We start from the raw sequence: 22,542 nt of genomic DNA, 5'->3' as shown, positions 1-22,542 counted from the left end.
GTAGGTCGCGGCGGCCCAGACCTCGTTCTCGGCGCTCGGCTTGTCGCGGGGCCTCCTGACCCTCGCCGGGATCACGGCGGAGCCGTAGTGCGCGGCGAGCTCCTCGTAGGCCGCGTTCAGGACCGGCTCCCCGGCCCTGGGGTGGGCGGTGACGCCGGTCCTCAGGTTGTCGGGGACGATGCAGGGCGTCGCGCCTCCCAGGAAGGAGAAGGCGTGCACGTGGCACAGCAGCCATGTATCCTGCTTCATGTCGAGCGTCGGCTCGACGTAGCTGTACCGGCTGAACGGGAGGCAGGCCACGAACAGGTACACCTTCCTGACCTCGCCGGTCGCGGGGTCCACGAGCCGCATCGTGGGCCCCGACCAGTCGACCTCCATGTTCCTGCCCGCCTTGTGCCCGACGCGGCTCACCACGTTGCGCGACACCGTGTACTGGCGGTAGCGCTTGCAGAACCTGTCGTAGGACATCGACGGCGCGCCGGCCTCCGCGCACCCGTCGGCATACTCCGCGTGCAGGAGCTTGAGCGTGACGCCGGTCCTCGCGAGCTCGCGGTGGACGCGTGCCCAGTCGGGGTCGGCGTGCACCGGCCCGGCGTCGCCCCTGCCGGGGAACAGCAGCGCGTAGGCGGCCTCCTCGGACATCCCCTCGACGTCCTCCCAGGAGACGCCCCGCTCCCTCGCGGCTTCCAGCACGTCCTGGACGCTGTGCTTCGAGACGTGGACGGTGCGGGCGATCGCGTTCTGCGAAAGCCCGTTCACCGACCTCAGCCTCAGGACCTCCCTGGCCCTGATCCTTCTCGCCATGTGGAACCTCCTCGTTCTCTGGACTGCATGGCAGCCCGAGCGTAACGGGGATGCGCGGGAAGGCATTTAACGGCGGTGCCGAACGGCAATATTCGGTCGGGTGGGCGGCGGTGCTGATTCGCAATATAGGTGGTGTCGAAAGGGCCTAGGACTCATTTAAAACCCAGCCCCACTGAGGCGTAGCGGTAGTGTGGTAGTAGTTCAGCCACCAGGCCAGTGATGTCGTCCTGATGTAGCCGATGTTATCCATAACCATACCGTTACCGACGTAAATAGCAATGTGTCCCCAGCGAGCCCCCGCATTTGTATGCGTATGAGTAGGGACCGCAACTATCATTCCAACCTTAAGCTGCGATAAATCTCGACTGTGACACCAATTCCAAAACATGTCGCATGCGTCACCGTTGGGATAAGACCCTAGCGCGGGATAAAAAACCTCGCTAACCCACTCCGAGCACAACCCCACTCCAGGAGAAGGAACGTTGTAGCAGCGGCCAACAATTTGAGACTGAGAGGAAGTGTGGGCAGAACGTTCGGGCTCTACCCAAGCACCAGCTGCATTAAAGAAATACTCGCCATTATCGATACTGTTCCAGCCGGTTGCCATTTGACCTGACGACATAAGGTAATACCATAGCCTGTCAGCATCGCGGAACCAGCCTGTATTCATAACGCCAGATTCGTTGTCGAGGTGATACCACCTACCGTCAATGAATCGCCAACCGTGCTGCAGCACCCCGTCTGAATCTGTGTAAAACCACACCTGTGCAGCTGAGGACCAATACCAGCCAGCGACAGGCTTTCCCTCGGGATCCCTGAGCTTAATTCCACCCGCGCCGTCCTTGACGCCCGAAAGCACAATCGCACCACTGCTGCACGCATAATATACGTTTTCATCTTGTGAGAAGACCCAAGTGTTGCACTTTAATGCACCGCCGCTATCCGGATCCAAATAATAAATGGAGCCATTTACAGTTTGAAATCCTTCCAGCATGGCGCCATTATTATTGGGGTCTAGCAAATACCAGCTAGAACCATTGTAAAACCACCCGGTACGAATCTCTCCCGATGCGTTGGAGCAATACCATGCCCCATCGTTAATAAACCAACCGGAGCTCATAGAACCGGATTCGGAAAAATGATACAAAGAGCCGTTAACAAGCCTAAAGCCCGTAGCCATTAATCCAGAAGGCTCAAGCCAGTACCAAGTATTGCCAAGGAGTAACCACCCGGTCTGCATAGCGCCCGAACTGTCCAAATAGTACCAGCTATCATCAATTAAAACCCAGCCGGTCTTCATTGAACCCGATGTCTCGTCAAGGTAGAACCAGCGCCCACCGGTGGCAGCCCATCCCTTCAAATGTGCACAGGAGTTAGAAAATAAATGCCAGCCATCGTTCAAGTATTTCCAGCCAGTAGCTGCATAACCTTCGGAATCAAAATAATACTCCGCCCCTCTAATGGACAGAAAACAGTTTGACGGCCAACCACCAGCCTCATATCTCCACCACCATTTACCGTTTTGGTAGGCCCAAGAACCAGGAAGAGCGATGTTATTATCAGAGGAACGAACGATCTGGAACGACAGTTGAGAGGTAACGCCGGCGTAATTCCCTAGCCCATTCACTCTTATAGTGGCGCAGCCAGGGGCAACATTATCTGAATACGTGACTTCATAATCGATTCCGCTTGCTAGCACAGAACCGCTGGCAGTCAAAACAGAGACATCAGGAGTAATCACATCGCCAGTATATTCATATATCGACGAATCGATAGATGCTTTGAAATTATCGGAATCCAAAGTCAAACGATCGCTACCTGATGTCCCAAATGCTTCCTGACCCGATTGAACCAAAGAGCCATCAGTGCCTTCAGCCACGCAATCTTCAGTTAATGAAAATGCGATTGCGGGCCATAAAAGAGAGATGAAACAAATAGATGTTAGACAAACCACGCTGATTAAACTCAGATGTCGATTTTTCATCATTTTTCTCTTCTCGCCAAATCAAATTAACCTTTGAATATCCAGATGCAGTCGACCCAGAGATGCAGTTCCCAAATTAATTAATATGCAAGACAACTCGCTTGATACGTTGCACCAGATAAAACGATAAGACACTCAACATAGGGATTGTCTATTTGTTAGACAATCCACAACCAGCAGTCGAGCGCGATCAATGGTGCACAAACTTAGGAGCCCTAATGAGGGATAGCCGAAGGAACTGAATCAAACCATGTATTGAGCTCATTCATGATCAGACCTTTTCTCAAGCTCTTTTTCGAGCAGGGCAATCCTATGAGTAAGGTTTTTGATCGCCAAAACATGACGACTCGCGGCAACGCTAAGAGACAGAGAGATTGCAAGCAACAGCACGATTGCACCCAAAAAAAGGAAATTGGCCGGGTTGACAAACCCAATAGCTGTTGAGCAACTATAAATAATCTGAGGACATAAATCACAGATCAAGGCCGCCATACACATCAAAATCCACAGCAAAGAGTACTTAAGAAGCATCTTTCCGTTGGACACGAGACGTAAAACATAGACGAGGAATCCGCCGAAAAAGAGGGCCGCACCAATCCTCAAAATAAGATTCATTATTTGTCTCCCCTATGAACCCAGCACACAAGGACAATGGCTAACGTAACCTTGACCATATAGTAGACGGAAGAGAAGCCCCCGATAGATGAACGTCCACCTTGGCGCTCATTCATCTTTACAGGCGCTTCCATAACGGGAAGACCAAGCTTCATAGCCAAAGCAATCGACTCTGGCTCCGGGTAGTCATCAGGATAACTCTTGCAGAACAGGTCGATAGCATCTTTATTGCAGGCCCTAAAGCCAGAAGTGGGATCGGTGACCACCTTACCCGTAAGCAACTCGAGCAAAAATGAAAGCCACCTGATTCCAACACGACGCATAAAAGTTGATTGAAAACCATCAGTCTCAACCAGAAATCGAGAGCCTATCGCCAAACTCGCACCGCTCTCAATCAGCTTTACAAGCTCAGGAATATAAGAAGGATCATGTTGGCCATCGCCGTCAACCTGAATGTCGATATCATAGCCAAATCTCTGGGCATATTTATGGCCCGCTTGGACCGCTCCACCGATACCAAGGTTCTGCGGCAAATCCAATATGTTGATACCATGCTCTCGACAAAGCTCAAGCGTTGTATCTTGTGAGCCGTCGTTGATTACGACATAGTCATAACCCGCAGCTTTTATAGCTGCAACGGTATTGAGAATGCACTCCTGTTCGTTATAGGCAGGAATTATTACGAGAACACGCAGATGTCCTTTTGAACATGTCGTTGAAGTAAAAGACAATCGAGATTCATCCATTCCAAAAACAGTTGGCTCTTAGCGACGCCCAAAGAATTTGCGACTCTTACAGTCCAACGCATAGCTTAACTCAGACTTAAGTTTACTGTATCCTGTCTAACCAATAGGAAGTTACATCTCAAGCTTAGATATTTAGCTTGCTCAACTAGAGCACACATGGAGTCCCCATCCATCACCGCAGGAAAAGGACCCCTTGCAGTTCTGCCTCAAATACGGGGCGCATGTCCTGAGCGAACCCTCAACGCCGTCCCATTCGATCCAATCGAATCCAACTAATTGCCCACTCCTACTATAACCATGACCTATATCGCTAATTTAGAAAAAACGGATATACAGAAGCTCGAACATCACAAAATACAGCAGCGCAAATGGAGCCCCGAGCATAAAGGCTGTAACTTTAGCCTTCACCTCCTCATCGCAGTAAATAGGGAACCTGAGCAATAGACAGGCAAAAGGTATTATCAAAGGTATGAGATATCGCGCTTGGACACCCGCAACTGTCTGGCTTCCAACTCCTGTAAAAGCGATGTATAGAGCCAAAGCAACTAGGTGGCAAGTAGCAAGAACCAGGAATAGAGTCCAAACAATTCCGCAACGGCTAAGCTTTATTTTAGTATCTTTTTCATTATCAATAATGCAAATAGCTTCAAACAGCATGATGGGGAGATACGAAAGCCATGGGAACAGATTAGACACGTCCCCAAGATAAGCCATATTCGTTGATATTGAATTGAGAAACGCCGGGGTCAGCATCGATCCAAAAACGAAATTCGAGATTACAGCTATAGTTCCAACTGGATTTGCAAGCACTCCCGTCGTTTGACCAGCCGTAGAGACTTCGGAGCCACCACGTGCATCAGAAATATTATTTACGACAGATGAGAAATATGGCGTCAAGAAAGATAGGATCATAATGGCACAAACGAATAGAGCAGTACCAATCAAGATACGTCTTTGCTTGCTTGAAACATATTTATTTGCAGGAATTAAAAGCGCAAGTCCAAATAAGGGAAAATAAATCGCTTTAGCTGCAAACCCGATTGCAAAAGATAGTAGAAATGCGAAGAACGTTTTAGCAGAAATATCCTCTTCAGAAATAAGCATCTTCAACAAAAGAGCTGTTCCTAGCAAACTGAACGATATCACACAGGGATCATACGAGTAACTGGCTGCCATTAACACAGCAGACGGGAACAACGCAATACAAGTGAAAAGACATTTTCTGCAAGGGGCTATACGAATTGCGATTCCGCAGATAACTGCATACGCAAACAAATTAAAAATTTTACCCAATGCAAATTTGATAGAGAATGGGAGATGAAGCAAGCGACCCAAACAAAGGCCGATAGATGAAGGAATATAGGCAATTTTAGAAAGAGCCACACTATCAAAACAATTAAAACGTTCGATACCTTCAGCTAAATCATTTTTATCAGCCTCTCTGACCAATTGCTCAACAGAGCCACGGTTAAACTCTCTTGTTTCATCTATTGGGTACTTACCCAAAGCTGCATCCAAACTAAAGCCGTCCCCCATATAAAACTGCTCGACTATCATTCGGTCAGAATTTGTTATTTCAGCATTTGTGAGGTAGGAAAAACTGTTTGCATTTCCATAGTGGACCTCATCATCCCATGTCAAAAAATTTGTAACAGGAAAGCAAATAATTACGGATAGACCAATTGAGACAATGCATGCGAAAGCGAACAGTTCGGGCTTCAGATAAGAAATGCCCCCATTAATAGCAATCAATCCGATCAAAACCGTAATGGGCAAAGCAGACGCGAACAACACCGTCTTTGACTTATCGAGCGGAATGCCAATAAAAGCGATTAAAACAGCAAAGCCAACAAAAACCGCCAAATAAAAGAAACACTTCTTAGCATCAGTTTTCTTAACCGAGGTTACGAAGCTCTTCATCAGGCCATAGCAAAGCTCAATTCCCTGGAACGCTAAAACTAAATGAAAGCATATAACCAGACCTGAGATATTCCATGCACCAAGACCGAAGGGGCCAAACGTCTTCGCGCCAGCCAATATGATGAAAACTAGCAGAAAGCTGCTGAGGATACTGGACGCGACGAGAACGGTTATCTGACGAATAGCATCACCGCTCGACTGTGATTTCGGTTGCAAATATAAGCACGCAACAGCAACGACATCGCAAAAGAGTTCAAGAATGAATAGATTTAAATTCTTATAGTGCAATGATGTCGCGACAGCTAACAAAAGAAGTCCCAGCCCAAAGATGGCAAGCGCGTACTCGCTTTTCTTAATTGCAGGATTATTCAAAACGTGCATCTCCAACTAAAGACAAAATCGAATAGGATAAGTCGACAATAACAAATTCGGGTCTTAGATCCAACTTCACTCAAAAGCTAAGTAAAAGCCAGCCAAGTATCACTTAGCAAATACAAAACGCCTTCTCGACATCTATAGCAGTGGCGTCCCAGCTATATCGATTTTCAACAAGGGCCCTAGAGTTTCGAGACTGTAGAGAAAGCAGCTTTCGATCATCAAAAAGCCTGCATAATGCCGAAACCACCTCATCAGATGACATGGACTGAATTATCGTGCCGTAGCTATCATCTGGAATAAGCTCGTGCGCGCCACCCACATCTGTTACCACAGCAGGCGTTCCGCAAGCTGAAGCCTCAAGAAGTACCGTCGAAAAGCCTTCGGACCGAGTTGGAAGACAAAGCACATCTGCTTGCTGAAGTAAGGAGGAAATGTCCTCTGCGCTACATCTCCCAAGCCAAAACAAGTTCGACGAACAGGCTTCCTTGACTTCATTGGCCAGCGGACCATCCCCTGCAAGAACAAAACAAATATCACGCTTGGTAATATCCTTTGCGCGAGCTGCCTCAATAATTGAATAAATTCCCTTTTCAGGAATAAACCGCCCAACAAAAGCCACAACTAAAGATGACTGAGGGACACCTAATTCTGATCGGAAATCTCTACCCGAAGAGATGCTCCTATAAATTGAAGCATTGATTGAGTTCGATATTACGCCCTTTGCACCGATATTAAAATGCTGAAGCCATTCAACGCTTTTAGAAGAAATCCCATAGAAATCAGGTTCAAACGTCTTTACGCGATCAGTAATCCAATCCTCATATCGGCGCACAAAATAATCAAGGAATGGCTGATTGAAAGAAAGATACGCTGAACCATGGTCGAGAACGACGGCCCTAGTGTTATGATCCACAGCAAACTTCAGCCCTTCGAGTGAGAGGGGGAAAAGCCTCGTGTTGATAAGTACGCCGTCCCACTCATAATCATCAAGGCTTTGCAGGAGCCGGTAATAATCGCCGGTTTTTTTGGGAAGAGGAAGCCTTCCATCAAGCAATGAAATACATGGAAGCCGAATTATCTCGAGACCGTTTTCGACTGAATGACCGACTCCTACGCGCATTGAATCATTAGTAACGATAACCACCCTGTCGCCGCGGGCAGCTAGGGCATGAGCGAGACCATCGACAAAATTACCAATTCCACTAAGTTGCGGGTGATAATGATGGGTGAAAATACAAATAGAAGAACTCATTACATAACCTCATCTGGTAAAGATTTCATATCCTTAATTCTGCGCAGTCCAGACTTCACCATCCCCAAAGTCAAGCAGAAGAGGAAGATGGGTATGTCGATTTTCCGGCTCCGGAATTTTCTTCCATTCGCCATACATCGTTGTAAGATATTTATCCGTCATACGAGGAACGGGGAATTCACTGCCTTCGAAAACCGCACTGCTCAGAGGGAAAATCTCTGAAATAGGCACTGGCGCCATATTCGGCCAGCTTAACGTCAGACAATAATCAGAGACCTCACCCGTATTTGAGTCGGCAATACAGGAGTCGAACAAATCCTGGTAAGAGCATGCGCCTCGAGAAACCAGTCGTTCCACTACGTGTATAGCAGAACAACCAATTTGCTCGAGTTGTCCAAGGAACCCTTTATGAGGGACAACAATGGAAGAAGAGTGATATAAATAAGCTCTTTTCTGTGCAATTGATGCAGTTCGGACTTGTTTTGCACGAAGGCGTTTATCTGTATAGAGCTGGTCATATGGAAAGATGTCGACAAAAATACCCATCGAACTGGAAGCCTCTCGAGCCTCCTGATTCTCGAAGCGAGTTTCATCGCGATACACCTTAGCAAACATCGCAGCATAGCCAATAGTATTCCGCGATGTATGGAGCGAATATCCTTCCGGTAAACCATCCTCGGCTAAAGAGCAAAAGCGGTCATAGTCTGAACGCATCATTCCGATATCTATATCATCATCCCAAGGGATAAACCCCCTATGACGCATTGCTCCTAAACATGTTCCGCCATCAAGCCACCACCTGATGCCGTGCTTAGAGCAGAATGCAGCGACAACCTGAAGGATATCCAATTCAGTGTTTTGAAGCTTTAATAGCGCGTGAGCTTTAGACATCATCGGCCTATCTCTTTTCCCCAAACCATTCTTGCGTCTGTTTCCCCAAAACAAAAGACTGATAAATAAGGCAAATAGCATTGGATATAAGCGCCGTTACAGTAGGGCCATTTAAGCCAAACAACACTTGCGCGGGAGCCATGACAGCAACAGCACTGATTAAGGACAATATGCTGCCAACAAATACCCCTCGGTAGTTATCAAGAGAAACCAGCAAATCGTTGACAAACCAAGCAATGCCAGTCAAAAAGGCACAAGCCAACATAGGCTGAAGGAGATCAGAATGTTTGGCTATTCCAGCGCCATAAAACAAAGACAGCAATAATTTGCCGAAAAAGAAAAGCGCAACTGCTGATATGACGCCGACAAATAAAATACCGGCAAGTATTTTACCTATAAGCGTAAAAAAGGACTTTTCCCTAGAATAGTAACGCTCTACTAAATAACCTAATAAAGGATTATAGATATACGTCGCACCCATTTGGATAATTGCCACGGGAGCAGCAACTGATGCATAAATGCCTAGAGCAGAATCTCCGAATGTATAAGATAAATACTGCCTTGGAATATTCGGCGCCGCAGAAGCAGCAATGCCGCCCAGAACGATGGGCAAACAGCCACATAGGAAAGCTCTGACCTTCGCTTGGGTAATTCCAAGTTTGATTGCAGAGATTCGATTTGATCTCGGATAATCGTAAATAACACCGATACCTATAGTCACTACCGTCATTAGCAACAATGCACCTTCGAGGCTATTTAACAGCCCAAAGACAACAATGAACGAAAGGAGAGAACCAATGCCCTGCATTATGAGGGATTTCCCAATATAGTCCATCCTATGGCCAACCTGATCATTGGCATGCATGACATCAATAACTAAGCCGGCGGTTTTATAGAGAGCATACAAAAGAACAGCAGGCACCGTATCAATACGACACGTCGCAATGGAATAGACGGCCAACATTGCAAACGCCATAAACGTAGTAAAGAAACGAAAAGTCAGGTATTCACCAGCAGAGTTTTTCCTTTCAACATCTGCAATTTGTACCGTGTACATCCTGTATTGGGCCAATTGAGAAAACATGTTGAAAATAGACATAGCAAGGGAATAAATTCCAGCAGCACTATATCCATCAGACAGTCGAACGACCAATATAGTGATTAGCCATTGACAGCCTAAATTCGTCAACGAGCCAACGGTATTCCAGAACATATTGTGTTTAATCGAAAGAGTCTTCTCTGTGGCTTCCACAAATATAAGCGCCCTTCTGAACAAGTCGCGATTCGGATACGAAGCTATTTTGCTTCTTTAATCATGTTTAAAATCAAAAGAAACAGCCAATTCGGTACAAGTCGCATAATGATTTCAGCTTTAGCAATGGACGGGCAAGCTCGTCGATATTTAAGCAAGCCAATTATGGAGCGTCGCTCTCTTGCATCGGCGAACCCCATTATTTCCTTTAGGTGCGGTGAATCAGGAAATCTTTCGGCAAATTGCTTAGCTGTATCAACCCTGTTTTTAACTCTTGTTAAATACCAATCGTCTTTTGAAGCAACACCCGCAAGGAATCCAGTTTCATTCCCGCCATGTCGACGATACTTAACCAAGGGAGTCGTTGTAAAACTGCACTTCCCCAGTTCGCTGCAGCCCAATGTCAACCACAAATCATGTGCAGTGGATTCCGGAAAGGGAATCATCGACTTAGCAGCACTCGCATCTAGCATGAGAGCCATACCAATGCCGTAGCATACACTTGCAGCCTGAATAGTAATATCCTCTCCGGAGCACCAATTTACTTCAGGCGAATTTGGATGAGCTTTTCTGTAGCTCTCTACCAGCATGTTTCCGTTTTCGTCGATTACCGATCTATCGCAAACATCAAGAATTGAGCCTTCTTCTAGCATATGGTTGAGCGAAACTTGAACTCTGTTAGGCTCCCAAATATCATCTTGATCGCAAAATACTACGTAATCCCCTTCTGCCAAAGAGAGTAGTGCCTCGAACGATTTGACATAACCGAGATTTTTATCGCCATGATAATAACGATAGGCGTTTTTCTTTATATGCTCTTGGATAAACCCCTCTAAAGAGGCCGATTCGGGGCAGTCATTTCTGACCAAAAGCGTAACCGGAAACGTTTGTTCATCAATCGAATCAAGTTGAGCGGCGAAAAACTTAAGATCAGGTTTATATGCTGAAAGAAGTACGCATACGCCTGTACCATTTCCCTTTTCTATTTCCAAAAATCCTCCCAAAGTCATGTTTTCAAGATTAGCAAAGCAATCATTAGAGATTTAAGGTGTTGTTTATTACGCTCAAAAAAGACAGGAGAAGGCTCGGCCTTTAGATAATACATGGCGGCAAATTGAATGGTGCTCCCGTAATTTTTAACACCAACACCGACATCTCGCCCCCCTAGAGGGAGCGAGATGGTTGGCTTTTCAAAATAATCTGAAAAGGAAGCTCGTAGAGAATTAAAATCCTGCGCACCGGAAGTGCATACAGTTTATGACTGCCTTCTCATGAAACCGCTTGCCAAATCAAAGCACCTCAATTGGAAAAGAGTCCCTTAAGAATCAGTGTCTTTCTCCCACCTTTAAAGACACTTGTCCAATATCAATAGGTAACAACCTTTGTTCCATAAGGAATGTTATCGTAAATCCATTTTGCGTTCTGGATCTCAAGGCGCACACATCCTGCAGAGGATGGAACGCCCATCGTGGGATCCATCACCCGGTTACTGTTGACGTAGTAGGGCGAAGAATGGAATAGATAATCACCGTAGAACTGTGTGTAGTAATAGCAAGTATATCCATGCCCAAAGGAGTATCCCTTTCCGTAGACTTGGTACTCCCCTATCACAGTTGGCGTACTGGCTTTTCCCGTCGAACATACATATCGACGGTTTAAGGACCAATTATTCCATGACCCAGTGTAGATGCTCGTGATACAACGCGACGTATCGACAAGTATCAGCCAATTTGTATTGCTTGAATAACTTTGAGCTTTAGCGTCCATATAGTCTGACACCCACGCGCCGTTAGCCATGAAGTAATTCCAGGATCCGTCCACAACGCGCCAGCCAGTAGCCATAGCCCCACTAGCATCAAGCCAATACCAGGTGCCGCCCAAATTGAGCCATCCCGTCTGCATATAACCAGACGAATTCAAGTAATACCAATATCCGTTAACGGCAACCCAACCGGTTTTCATAACGTAAGTAGATGGATCTAAATAGAACCAGGAGCCATCCTTGCTCAGCCAGCCAGATCGTGCATAGCCAGCGGTCTCATCAAAGAAGTACCATTTTCCGTTAACGTTCTGCCAGCCGACGCTCAAGGAGCCATTAGTCGGATCAGCATAGAAAATGCAGCCACCAAGCGTCACGAAACCGCGCGCTTCGACCAATTCGCCATCGCCGTTTGAAGTAAATAACTTCCCATTGCGCAATGTTCCGCACAACGAGCAGTCAGAACCAGCAAAAGCCTTAGACGGACCATCCTGAACCGAGTCCTGGACATCTACCCATTCACGACAAGCAACAGCGCCTGAGCCTTTTGCATAATAGCTTTTCCCATTTACAGAAAAATGCCCGAGCAGCATTTTGCCGTCGACGGCAGGATCAAGATAATAGTATTGGCTACCGTCCTTCAGCCAACCCGTCTTTACAATACCCGATGCATTAGATGGCTCAGCGTAATACCAGTCTCCATCGCTCATAAACCAGCCGAGTGACAGCGCTCCCGTTGAAGAAAAATGATACCGATTCGATCCGATGGAAAAAAAGCCGGTAACCATTCTATTGTCATTTGCGATATCGAGCCAATACCAAGCGCCGTTCACCGAACGCCAGCCCGACGCAAGTGCGCCGGAACCGTCTGCGTAATACCAGTCCGTACCATCAAACGCCCAACCAACAGCCATTGCACCGGAATCCGATAAATAATAACGTGATGAGCCAACGGAAACGATTCCCCTAGACATAGCACCATCATTGGCGGGATCAAGCCAATACCAGTTATTGCCAGTTTGAAGCCAACCGGTTAAGACTTCACCATTGCTACCCCAATACCATAAACCGTTATCAAGACACCATCCATTAATCAGTCCATAGGTTCCAAGAAGATAAGGATGCCCATCGATAACACGTCGCCCAGTAACCATGGAACAGCCGTCAAGGGAGTCAAACCAGTACCATTGGCCTCCGATAAGCTGCCAACCATTTGCCAAAGCGCCTGATGGACTCGCGTAATACCACTTATTGTCAGTAAAAATCCAGCCGCAACTCATCGCGCCGTCACGAGCGGGGTCCAAATAAAACAACGAGCCGTCAACATTCTGCATTCCGGTCAAACGGCAGTCGTCAAGATAGTAATACCAGGACAAACCGTCCCATTGCCATCCAGATAGTTTTTCCGTCGTCGACGAGTCTTGGCTTTCGACAACCTGTGGATTCGAATCTTCCGCTGTTTTGCCAGCATAATCGTTGGAATCTTGAGCGAGACCACCGCCGACAAAAGCACCCGACCCTTCCGTCGAGTCGCGCTCTACGATATCGTTATCCGCCCCCTCTTCCACGGCATAAGCAGTGCAAGAAAACGCGGGGGCGAAAACCGAGAGCGAGGCGGATAGTAGCACCAAGCCGATTGCTCGCCAGCAAATTCGATGATCAATCCGAGCATTCATTTCAGGCCCCCAACCGGTACCGACTGTCTTACAAGGAATCAATTAGATAAACGGACGGGCTGCGCCGATCACATTTCCCCTAGCGCTGACGGGATGAATACCGACACCCTGATGAGGCCAGGAGTCAATCATCATACCGCCGCCAAGTGCGATTGCGATATGCCCGCGATAATAAATCACATCGCCACGCTGAATCGAGCTGGTGCTCACGGGCATAAAGATGTTGCTTCGATACCAATTCATCGAATTGTAGGTTTGGCTTGGATCCCAGCGATGGTTATAAGGGTTGTAAACACCCATATCCATGCCAGTAGCATAAAGACATTGCAAGACAAAACCAGAGCAATCAACAGCCCCGCCGGGAGCGGTAGACCAAGGCTCAATATATTGCGTACCGATATATTCGTAAGCACGCTGAATAAAGGCATTCACGCAATCTTCCCGCGTCGCTTCGACAGAAATGCGAGAAGGAGTCACATAGGTAAAGTAGCCAGTGCAGTAGCTAGGCAACTGAACAGTCCAAGAGCTGACCTGGGGATACTGCGGAGGATTTTGCCAGCCAACCTTGTCGCACTGGCCATCGCTCCAGAAAATTCGACGCACGCCATCGATGGTTCTTGCGCCTGTTGCCATAGCACCGCTGCCGTCTAGCCAATACCACTTACCCGAATCTTTAAGCCAGCCAACATGCATGCTGCCGTTGGAGTCAAGGTAATACCATGTTCCATTGAGGCATTTCCAACCAGTTGCCATTTTTCCGTCGGCGTTTAGGTAATACCATGCACCGTCAGTAAAAACCCATCCAGTTTTCATCGCACCAGAATCGGCATCAAGCCAATACCAATCGCCATCAATCTGCAGCCATCCACGATGAATGACGCCCGTTCCGGGCTCAGCATAAAACCTTTGATTTGCAACATTAACCCAACCGGACGCAACCTGCCAGCCATCAGCTCCAGCTGTTTTTAGGATAGTACCGTTTTCGCGGATCACATCTTTGCAAAGATATCCATTGCCATCGGCATATCTTTCTACGCCGTCTTTAACGGTAATCCAGCTTGACACCACAAGTCTACCGCTCAGGTTTGCGAAACAATCGTTGCCGCCCACCTCAAATAAGCCCGTTTTCATGAGATGGCTAGCAGGGTCCAGGTAATACCAACTCACGCCCTCTTTATACCAGCCAGAAATAAGCGCGCCAGATTCAGAGGCAAAATACCAGCCGTCCTCGGACTGAGCCCAACCAATAGCCATAGTCCCATTCGAATTCAAATAATATGCTGCATTGCCAAGGTCTAAATACCCAACAGACATTTTGCCGTCGGAAGCCGGATCGAGATAATACCAGGTTCCGTTAACGAGTTGCCAGCCAGTGACCGCAATACCATTAGAGCAGTAATACCAATCTACTCCATCTTTGAACCATCCATTTACGAGGCCATAGTCGCCAAAAATGTAGGTACTTCCATCGATCTCGTGACGACCTTTGAACATAGCCAGCGTCTGAGAGTCAAAATAATAGCGAGTCCCACCTATCGTCTGCCATGACGAAGCAAGTGCGCCCGATGGATATGCCCAGTACCAATTCCCGTCAACGAGAATCCAGCCGGTTTTCATAGCACCAGTGGCATCTAAATAGTATTTCCCGCTCCCGAGGTCGACAAAACCAACCTGCATTATATGGGTGGCAGGATCCAGGTAATACCATGTGCCGTCTTGATAAAACCAATCAGCAGCTAAATCGCCTCCAGCATTGGCATAAAACCAATTTCCATCTGAGTTACGTAGCCAGCAGTTCTGATATAGCGCGCCAAAAGGCGTTGCGGCATTGCCGTCATTCGCATAAAACGAAGCAGTCGATCCGCCAGCATCGGTCACATTGAAATAACCTGTCTGCATTGCACCATCATTGGCCGGATCAAGCCAATACCAATAGCCCCCGCTTTGCAGCCAGCCAGTTTGGTGTTTACCGTTTTTTCCGTAATACCAAACTCCAGACGACTCGTCTCGTTGCCAGCCATCTTTTATGACGGAAGAATTATCAGGTTGCAAATCATCGGAAACCACAGAAGAAAAATCCGCTTTTGACTCAATACTCTGAGCCTCAACGGAATCCTGTGCAAACGCGACATTCGCACTCAGGGGCAAGCAGCAAGCAGTGATTAATGACGCAGCAGCACAAACAAGCGTGGCCTTCTTTTCGAATCGATACATAAGCGACCCTCCCAGATATCCTATTTAGTTATTTTAATCCACCTTTCGAGATTGATTTTCGCTACTTTCTGTTCAGTCTATGTAGCTAAATACAATTGATTGAACATATCGTTCAATCATTCTATTCTTTTCCTAAGCAATGAACATCTTAATTGGAGGCCTGCAGTGGAACTGACCAAGCGTAACTTTACAGTTCTGTACGAATACCTAAAGAACCCATATGCCAGCCAGCGAGAAGTTGCCGAGCGCACCGGCCTTTCACTTGGATCAGTAAACGCAGCGAATAAAGAGCTCACGAATGAGGGGCTTCTCGAATCGGACAGCCTAACCGACGGCGGTTACGAAGCGCTTCATCCCTATAAGGTTGAAAACGCAGTGATATTGGCTGCGGGGCTTTCGAGCCGCTTTGCTCCCATTTCGTATGAAAAGCCCAAAGGCCTTTTAAAAGTACGTGGTGAGATCCTCATTGAGCGACAGATTAGGCAGCTGCAAGACGCAGGTATCAGCAATATCACCGTCGTTGTCGGCTATAAAAAAGAATATTTCTTCTATCTCGAAAGCAAGTTCGGCGTCTCGATTGTCGTCAACAACGAATATGCATCCAAAAATAACCACGCATCGCTTATGTGCGTAAAAGAGCGGCTTGGCAACACCTATATTTGCTCAAGCGATGATTACCTTCTAAACAATCCGTTCGAAGCATACGTTTGGAAAGCATTTTATTCTGCTCAATATGCTGAAGGCGCCACCAAAGAATGGTGCATTCAAACCGGAGCAATGGACAGAATTACCAATGTTACGATTGGCGGTTCCGATGCTTGGTATATGCTCGGACATGTCTACTTTGATAAAGCCTTCTCGCTTGCATTTAAGCAGATTCTCGAAACGGAATATAACAAGCCCGAAACAACGGACAAGCTTTGGGAAGATCTATATATCGAGCACATCAAGGAGCTCGATATGGTTATCAAGAAGTATCCTGAGGGCGAGATCAACGAATTCGATTCTCTTGATGAGCTGCGTGCCTTTGATCCGCATTTTATCGAAAACGTTGACTCCGATATTTTCGATAACATCGAGCAAGTGCTCGGCTGCTCCAAATCAGAGATTCACGACGTTTATCCCCTTAAACAAGGTCTTACGAATCTATCGTGCCACTTTAGAACCAATGACGGAGAGTACGTTTACCGCCATCCGGGAGTCGGGACCGAACTGCTTATTAACAGAAATGGAGAAGTAGCCGCACTTAAAAAGGCCAAGGAGCTCGGCCTTGACGACACGTTCATTCATGAGGACCCAAAGCGTGGTTGGAAAATTTCGAAGTTTGTACCCAACGCAAAGCAGCCTGACCCGCATGATCCTGCCCAAATGAATCGAATGATGCAGATGTGTCGTTCGCTTCACGAGAGTGGTGCAAATGTTGAAACCGAATTTGACTTCTACCTCGAAGCGAAGCGCTACGAATCACTTCTTCTGGAAAAAGGTCCCATCGACATTCCAGGCTACAGGGAAATGTCCGCCGAAATCGATGAATTGGAGCACTTTGTACAGGCCGATAATGCACCAAAATGCCTTTGCCACAATGACTTCTTTTACCTCAATTTCCTTATCGATGAGAACGACAAGTACTATCTCATTGACTGGGAATATGCTGGCATGAGCGATTACGCAAACGATTTTGGAACATGCAGTGTCTGCTGCGAGCTTTCCGAAGATGAAGTCGACCGCGCGCTTGATGCATATTTTGGGCGCAAGGCAACAAACAACGAAATTGCGCATAACTATGCGCACATTGCCCTTGCAGGATGGTGCTGGTACCTCTGGTCTCTTCTGAAAGAAGCCGAAGGCGACTTCGTGGGCGAATGGCTCTATATCTACTTCAATTACGGTGCCAAATACCTCAAAAAGGCACTGGAGATCTATCGGAAAGGTGAGTAACGATGCAATTCGGCTTTTTTAGCGGTCTTCTTTGGGGCCTTGATACAGTAATTCTTGGAATCGGCTTGGCGCTTGCGCCCTATATTGGATCGGCGGAAGCGCTTGCATGCGCCTCCATTGCGGGATCCTTTCTCCATGATGCCTTCTGTGCAATTTGGCTCTTTGGCTACATGGGAGTCCGAGGCAGACTAAAAGACACGCTCGCTGCACTTAAAACTCGTTCGGGCAAGGTCGTCATCGCCGGCGCCCTACTCGGTGGACCTATCGGAATGACCGGCTACGTATTGGCAATTAATAACATCGGAGCTGCCTACACGGCAATCATCTCCGCCTTCTATCCCGCAGTCGGAGCATTCCTTTCCTTCGTACTGCTGAAGGAGAAAATGGGCAAAGGCCAGATTCTTTCCCTTCTCGTTGCTCTTTGCGGTGTAATGACGATGGGCTATCTATCGGCCGGATCGAGCGAGATTGCAAATGCCCCCCTCGGCTTACTCGGCGCAGTGCTTGCCGTTATTGGATGGGGATCCGAAGCGGTGCTGTGCGCATGGGGAATGAAAGATGATGCCGTTGATGACGAAACAGCTTTGCAAATCCGCGAAACTACAAGTGCGCTTGTTTATGGAGCGCTCGTACTCCCCCTCTTCGGAGCATGGCATTTCACGTTGGGCGCTATCCCAAGCATGCCCACATTGATTATTGCACTCGCCGGACTCGCAGGAACTGCATCCTATCTGTTCTATTACAAGGGCATTGCGGCAATCGGAGCAGCGCGTGCGATGGCTCTGAATATCTCCTATTCGGCATGGTCAGTGGTCTTTGGCCTGATCTTGCTTGGAACAATTCCCGACATGGCATCCGTAATCTGCTGCGTTGTAATTGTATGCGGAACAGTTTTGGCAGCCAGTAACTGGGACGAACTATTTGGACGTAAGAAGACGGCGTAGCTAGATTAACAATGTAGCAAAAGGGGAGAGCTCGTCGAGCTCTCCCCTTTTAGCATCATGGCTATTCAATTACCACGGCCTGGCTATCCATCTGTTGCCACGTGCCGAAGAACACTTGGGCATTTCGCGTAACATTGCCGTTAATCGAATCCGAAAGATAGACAATTCCCTGCTCGTCATCATAGCCTTTAAGGACTACGGCATGATTACCGCCCCACAGACCATAGGAATGCCCGTTATACCAACGCGCAGCATAACGGCCTCCTGGCCAACTTCCCCATTCGGTATTCCACATCTCAACAGGTTGACCACAGGTCAGCCTGTTCTTAATGGAAGAAATTGACGAGAAAGAGACGTCTTTTGCCTGCTTGGCACTTCCAGCAGCACGCAGAAAGTTATTACCAGCAATAGTAATCGCAGGTGCGACGCATCCCATGAGACCCCCGCTGCTACGCCTTGGATTGCCATCAAAAGCGGTAACAAAATTGCCATTACTTCCCTTGGGCAAATAGTAATCCGCAATAATCGTCTTACCTAAACCGAAACCATAGTAGTTAAGCAAGTTTGTAAGGGCAACCGACTCACAGCCAGTAGGAAGTTCCGGGTACTGCGAATAGCACGGGACATCGACCCAAGCGCCAACCATTGCGCCGGATGAACTGAACTTGTAGTCAGTAGAGCCGATCCAATACCAACCGTTGCTCAACATTACTCCCCCACGTGCGGCATCAAGGTAATACCATGTGCCCCCACGGGAAAGCCATCCCGTTTTCATTATGCCAGAAGCGGAATCTAGCCAGTACCAGTTACCGCCATCGTTAAGCCAGCCGGTCGCCATTCGACCATCCGAGTTAAAGTAATACCAAGACCCAGCAATTTGCTGCCATCCAGTCAGAATTACCCCATTAGCAGAACAATAATATCGAGAACCCTGACTCTCAATCCAGCCCGTTCTGGCATTACCGTCATCGTCAATCAGCTGGATTCCCGAATCGGTCATTATGCCTTTAAGGTCAATTGCGCCGCTGGATGACGAATGATACATCCAAGACCCATCACCGTTTGACCAGCAATTAGCCATCATCTTGCCGGTACTATTAAATATGTATTCACATGATCCGATAGTTTGAACGCCCGTGGTCATGGCATGCGTCGAGGGGTCGAGCCAGTACCATGCACCGTTTAGGCTGAGCCATCCGGAGGCGAGGGCACCGGAGCCCGTCGCGTAGTACCAGGTCCCGCCGTCGAGCACCCATCCGGTCGCCATCGCGCCGGAGGCGCTGAACCAGTACGCTGAGTCGTTGCACACGTGAAGGCCCGTCACCATGGCGCCGCCCGCGTCGGGGTCGAGCCAGTACCAGGAGCCGCCGGTGTAAAGCCAGCCGGTCGAGGCGATGCCGTTCGCAAACCAGTACCAGGAGCCGTCGACGAGGCCCCATCCGTTAAGGGGGCCGCAGCTGCCGAAGTAGCGGCGGACGCCCTGCGCATCGGTCTGGTAGCCCGTCAGCATGGCCCCCGTCCGGGCGTCGAAGCAGTAGGGCACGCCGCCGACGGATACGGGGCCGCGCGCCAGCGCGCCGGATCCCGTCGCGTAGTACCAGGTACCGCCGTCGAGGAGCCATCCGGTAGCCATCGCGCCGGACGCATTAAACCAGTACAGTGAGCCGTTGCACTCGTGAAAGCCGGTAGCCATGGCGTGCGTCGAGGGGTCAAGCCAGTACCACGTACCGTTTAGGTTGAGCCAGCCGGAGGCGAGGGCGCCGGAGCCCGTCGCGTAGTACCAGGTGCCGCCGTCGAGCACCCACCCGGTCGCCATCGCGCCGGAGGCGTCAAACCAGTACGCGGAGCCATTGCACTCATGGAGCCCGATGGCCATGGCATGCGTCGAGGGGTCGAGCCAGTACCAGGCCCCATTGGTATAGAGCCAGCCAGAATGCAGCGAGACCGGATTAACTGAATCCACATAGAACCAGTTACCGTCAAACGAATTCCAACCCTGATTCCATTTAACGGATTCTTGAGCAGACCCATCATTGATTGAATCGGAAGAATTAAGAGTCGAGGAGACGGATTGCTGCTCAAAATCAGTAGGGATGGAGGAGCTTATGGATTCTGCGTTCGCGATATCAACCACACCGGGCCCAGCGAGCAGTAGAGTTGAAAGAATGATTAGGATTAATGTTATTCGCTTTTTCCTTGCCATGTCAGCCCCCAGTAGTAACCAATTTTTACATAAACATAGTCTACAAATGGATAGCTAAGAGCAATATGTAATTAGAAAAAAGCAATTAAAGAAGAGTTGCTAGCCGAGCCAAGCACCATTACTAGCAAAAGAGTATTGTGCCCCGTCGATCTGCTGAACACCAGTAACCATAGCGTGCGTCGAGGGATCGAGCCAGTACCAGGCGCCGCCGACATATGCCCAGCCGGAGGCCAGCGCGCCGGAGCCCGTCGCGTAGTACCAGGTTCCGCCGTCGAGGACCCATCCGGTCGCCATCGAGCCGGAGCCGTTGAACCAGTACATGGAGCCGTTGCACCCATGGAGCCCGGTGGCCATGACGTGCGTCGAGGGATCGAGCCAGTACCACGTACCGTTTAGGTTGAGCCAGCCGGAGGCGAGGGCACCGGAGCCAGTCGCGTAGTACCAGGTCCCGCCGTCGAGGACCCACCCGGTCGCCATGGCGCCGGAGGAGTTGAACCAGTATGCGGAGCCGTTGCATGCGTGAAGGCCCGTCACCATGGCGCCGCCCGCGTCGGGGTCGAGCCAGTACCAGGAGCCGCCGGTGTAAAGCCAGCCGGTCGAGGCGATGCCGTTCGCGAACCAGTACCAGGAGCCGTCGACGAGGCCCCAGCCGTTAAGGGGGCCGCAGCTGCCGAAGTAGCGGCGGACGCCCTGCGCGTCCGTCTGGTAGCCCGTCAGCATGGCCCCCGTCCGGGCGTCGAAGCAGTAGGGCACGCCGCCGACGGATACGGGGCCGCGCGCCAGCACGCCGGAGCCAGTCGCGTAGTACCAGGTCCCGCCGTCGAGGACCCACCCGGTCGCCATGGCGCCGGACGAATTGAACCAGTACAGGGAGCCGTTGCACTCGTGAAGGCCGGTTGCCATGGCACCGCCCGCGTCGGGCTCGAGCCAGTACCACGTGCCGCTCTGAAACAACCATCCGGCATACGCCTTGCCGTTGGAGGCTGCATAATACCAGGTGCTGTCAATTAGTTGCCAATGATAAAGGGAGACATCAACATACGCGTAGTTCATATCAACGTTGCCGTTGATTCCAGGGACTTTTCCGTTACTCTTATACTGCCAAAAACTGTAATTGCCGGTATAGTCACATTGCGAGTTATATTGAGCAATCCAATGATCCCAAGAGCTACTCTTAAATACAGAGTCAGTCAAAATGTTGTTAAACCAATTTAAATTTGCATAAATACCAGGCTCATATCCTGCGGCAGAAATCCTATTACAAAAAACCTGCGCCCTCGATGCAATTCCGGTTTGACGTCCATTTGCAATTATCGAGTTATCCTCAAGATCGTAATACACCGGCAATCTTGGATTATGTCCAGAAAGGCAATTGATCACCATTGATGCCTCATCGGCTGCCTGCTGATTATCAAAAGCATATGAATAGATATAGACGCCGTAGGGAATTCCGAGTCGCTCGCACTCAGAAATATTTCGATTAAATTGATAGTCAACTCGACCGCCCCAAGATGGAGCGCCAAATCCAACACGCAGAATAGCGAAATCGATACCAGAAGCCTTAACAGCATTCCAGTCAATACGTCCTTGATGCTCACTGACATCGATGCCCTGCGCCGTAGCCCCATCGGGAAGAATGTCCATGGACAATAAGGCTATTCCATCTTCTTCGGAAGAAGCATCCTCTGCGACCAATTGCCCATCCTCATAACGCCAGGAATTCTCAACTAGGGACCGCGCAGCTTCCGCGTTCGAGGGGAAAACAAACACAGAAATGGGCGCAAGGACCATCAGCACCAACAATGCCGAAAATAACTTAAGATGTTTGCTCATGTAAACCTCGTCATTCGTTCTTGTTTGCGTTTAGCTTACAGCATGGCTGTGAAAGATTTGTTAGCGCCGGGCGATTTTAGCCGCTAATAGTCAAACTATTTTGACCAATCCCGGTCACCGAATAATGGCCACC

15 protein-coding genes and 1 pseudogene are annotated in these 22,542 nt (G+C 48.8%); 2 read left to right on the top strand and 14 right to left on the bottom strand.

What is annotated here, in order from left to right:
• The 11 genes from istA to AB5Z25_RS09505 all read right to left on the bottom strand — a co-directional run.
• Positions 1 to 804: IS21 family transposase (gene istA / locus AB5Z25_RS09555; RefSeq protein WP_368135411.1), on the bottom strand; the 804-nt coding region annotated here is incomplete at its 3' end.
• Between the two features lie 145 nt (positions 805 to 949).
• The gene (locus AB5Z25_RS09550) at positions 950 to 2,683 is read right to left on the bottom strand and encodes a hypothetical protein (protein ID WP_368135410.1); all 1,734 of its coding nucleotides are present in this window, start codon (positions 2,681 to 2,683) and stop codon (positions 950 to 952) included.
• Positions 2,684 to 3,049: 366 nt separating this feature from the next.
• The gene (locus tag AB5Z25_RS09545; RefSeq protein WP_117786521.1) at positions 3,050 to 3,403 is read right to left on the bottom strand and encodes a DUF2304 domain-containing protein; all 354 of its coding nucleotides are present in this window, start codon (positions 3,401 to 3,403) and stop codon (positions 3,050 to 3,052) included.
• Positions 3,403 to 4,149 (bottom strand): glycosyltransferase family 2 protein, encoded by a 747-nt coding sequence (locus AB5Z25_RS09540; protein WP_117786522.1) that lies wholly within the window; start codon positions 4,147 to 4,149, stop codon positions 3,403 to 3,405. Before AB5Z25_RS09540 ends, AB5Z25_RS09545 begins: the two co-directional genes overlap by 1 nt.
• 315 nt (positions 4,150 to 4,464) lie before the next feature.
• Positions 4,465 to 6,441, bottom strand: coding sequence for a DUF2142 domain-containing protein (locus tag AB5Z25_RS09535; protein ID WP_158564980.1), 1,977 nt, complete (start codon positions 6,439 to 6,441; stop codon positions 4,465 to 4,467).
• 112 nt (positions 6,442 to 6,553) lie between these two features.
• Positions 6,554 to 7,699: a glycosyltransferase family 4 protein gene (locus AB5Z25_RS09530; protein ID WP_117786524.1), complete on the bottom strand. Its 1,146-nt coding sequence runs from the start codon at positions 7,697 to 7,699 to the stop codon at positions 6,554 to 6,556.
• Positions 7,700 to 7,732: 33 nt separating this feature from the next.
• Entirely contained in the window at positions 7,733 to 8,593 is an 861-nt protein-coding gene (locus tag AB5Z25_RS09525; protein WP_158564979.1) for a LicD family protein, read from the bottom strand.
• Positions 8,594 to 8,597: 4 nt separating this feature from the next.
• Complete coding sequence (locus AB5Z25_RS09520; protein WP_124786114.1) at positions 8,598 to 9,842, bottom strand: lipopolysaccharide biosynthesis protein; 1,245 nt, start codon at positions 9,840 to 9,842, stop codon at positions 8,598 to 8,600.
• Positions 9,843 to 9,886: 44 nt separating this feature from the next.
• Entirely contained in the window at positions 9,887 to 10,834 is a 948-nt protein-coding gene (locus AB5Z25_RS09515) for a glycosyltransferase (RefSeq protein ID WP_347479385.1), read from the bottom strand.
• 373 nt (positions 10,835 to 11,207) lie between these two features.
• Positions 11,208 to 13,277, bottom strand: coding sequence for a L,D-transpeptidase family protein (locus AB5Z25_RS09510; RefSeq protein ID WP_195192260.1), 2,070 nt, complete (start codon positions 13,275 to 13,277; stop codon positions 11,208 to 11,210).
• A gap of 42 nt (positions 13,278 to 13,319) precedes the next feature.
• Positions 13,320 to 15,491 carry an NlpC/P60 family protein gene (locus AB5Z25_RS09505; RefSeq protein ID WP_118227256.1) on the bottom strand — a complete coding sequence of 724 codons (2,172 nt, stop codon included), beginning with the start codon at positions 15,489 to 15,491 and terminating at the stop codon, positions 13,320 to 13,322.
• 165 nt (positions 15,492 to 15,656) lie between these two features.
• Here AB5Z25_RS09505 and AB5Z25_RS09500 point away from each other — a divergent pair, with 165 nt between their 5' ends.
• Positions 15,657 to 17,429, top strand: coding sequence for a phosphotransferase (locus AB5Z25_RS09500; RefSeq protein WP_199412404.1), 1,773 nt, complete (start codon positions 15,657 to 15,659; stop codon positions 17,427 to 17,429).
• Positions 17,430 to 17,431: 2 nt separating this feature from the next.
• Positions 17,432 to 18,373 carry a DMT family transporter gene (locus AB5Z25_RS09495; RefSeq protein ID WP_117655878.1) on the top strand — a complete coding sequence of 314 codons (942 nt, stop codon included), beginning with the start codon at positions 17,432 to 17,434 and terminating at the stop codon, positions 18,371 to 18,373.
• A 61-nt stretch (positions 18,374 to 18,434) separates the two neighbouring features.
• Here AB5Z25_RS09495 and AB5Z25_RS09490 read toward each other — a convergent pair whose 3' ends face one another.
• The 3 genes and pseudogenes from AB5Z25_RS09490 to AB5Z25_RS09480 all read right to left on the bottom strand — a co-directional run.
• Positions 18,435 to 20,576: a C39 family peptidase gene (locus tag AB5Z25_RS09490; RefSeq protein WP_368135408.1), complete on the bottom strand. Its 2,142-nt coding sequence runs from the start codon at positions 20,574 to 20,576 to the stop codon at positions 18,435 to 18,437.
• Between the two features lie 99 nt (positions 20,577 to 20,675).
• A complete protein-coding gene (locus AB5Z25_RS09485; RefSeq protein WP_368135413.1) occupies positions 20,676 to 21,479 on the bottom strand; it encodes a PspC-like choline-binding domain-containing protein in 804 nt (267 codons plus the stop codon).
• A 66-nt stretch (positions 21,480 to 21,545) separates the two neighbouring features.
• A pseudogene (locus AB5Z25_RS09480) lies at positions 21,546 to 22,220 on the bottom strand (glycoside hydrolase family 25 protein); the annotation flags it as partial.
• Between the last annotated feature and the right edge of the window lie 322 nt (positions 22,221 to 22,542).

Source organism: Collinsella aerofaciens (assembly GCF_040910325.1).
GTDB classification, from domain to species: Bacteria; Actinomycetota; Coriobacteriia; order Coriobacteriales; family Coriobacteriaceae; genus Collinsella; species Collinsella aerofaciens_BL.
This window is presented reverse-complemented; position numbering and strand designations above follow the sequence as displayed.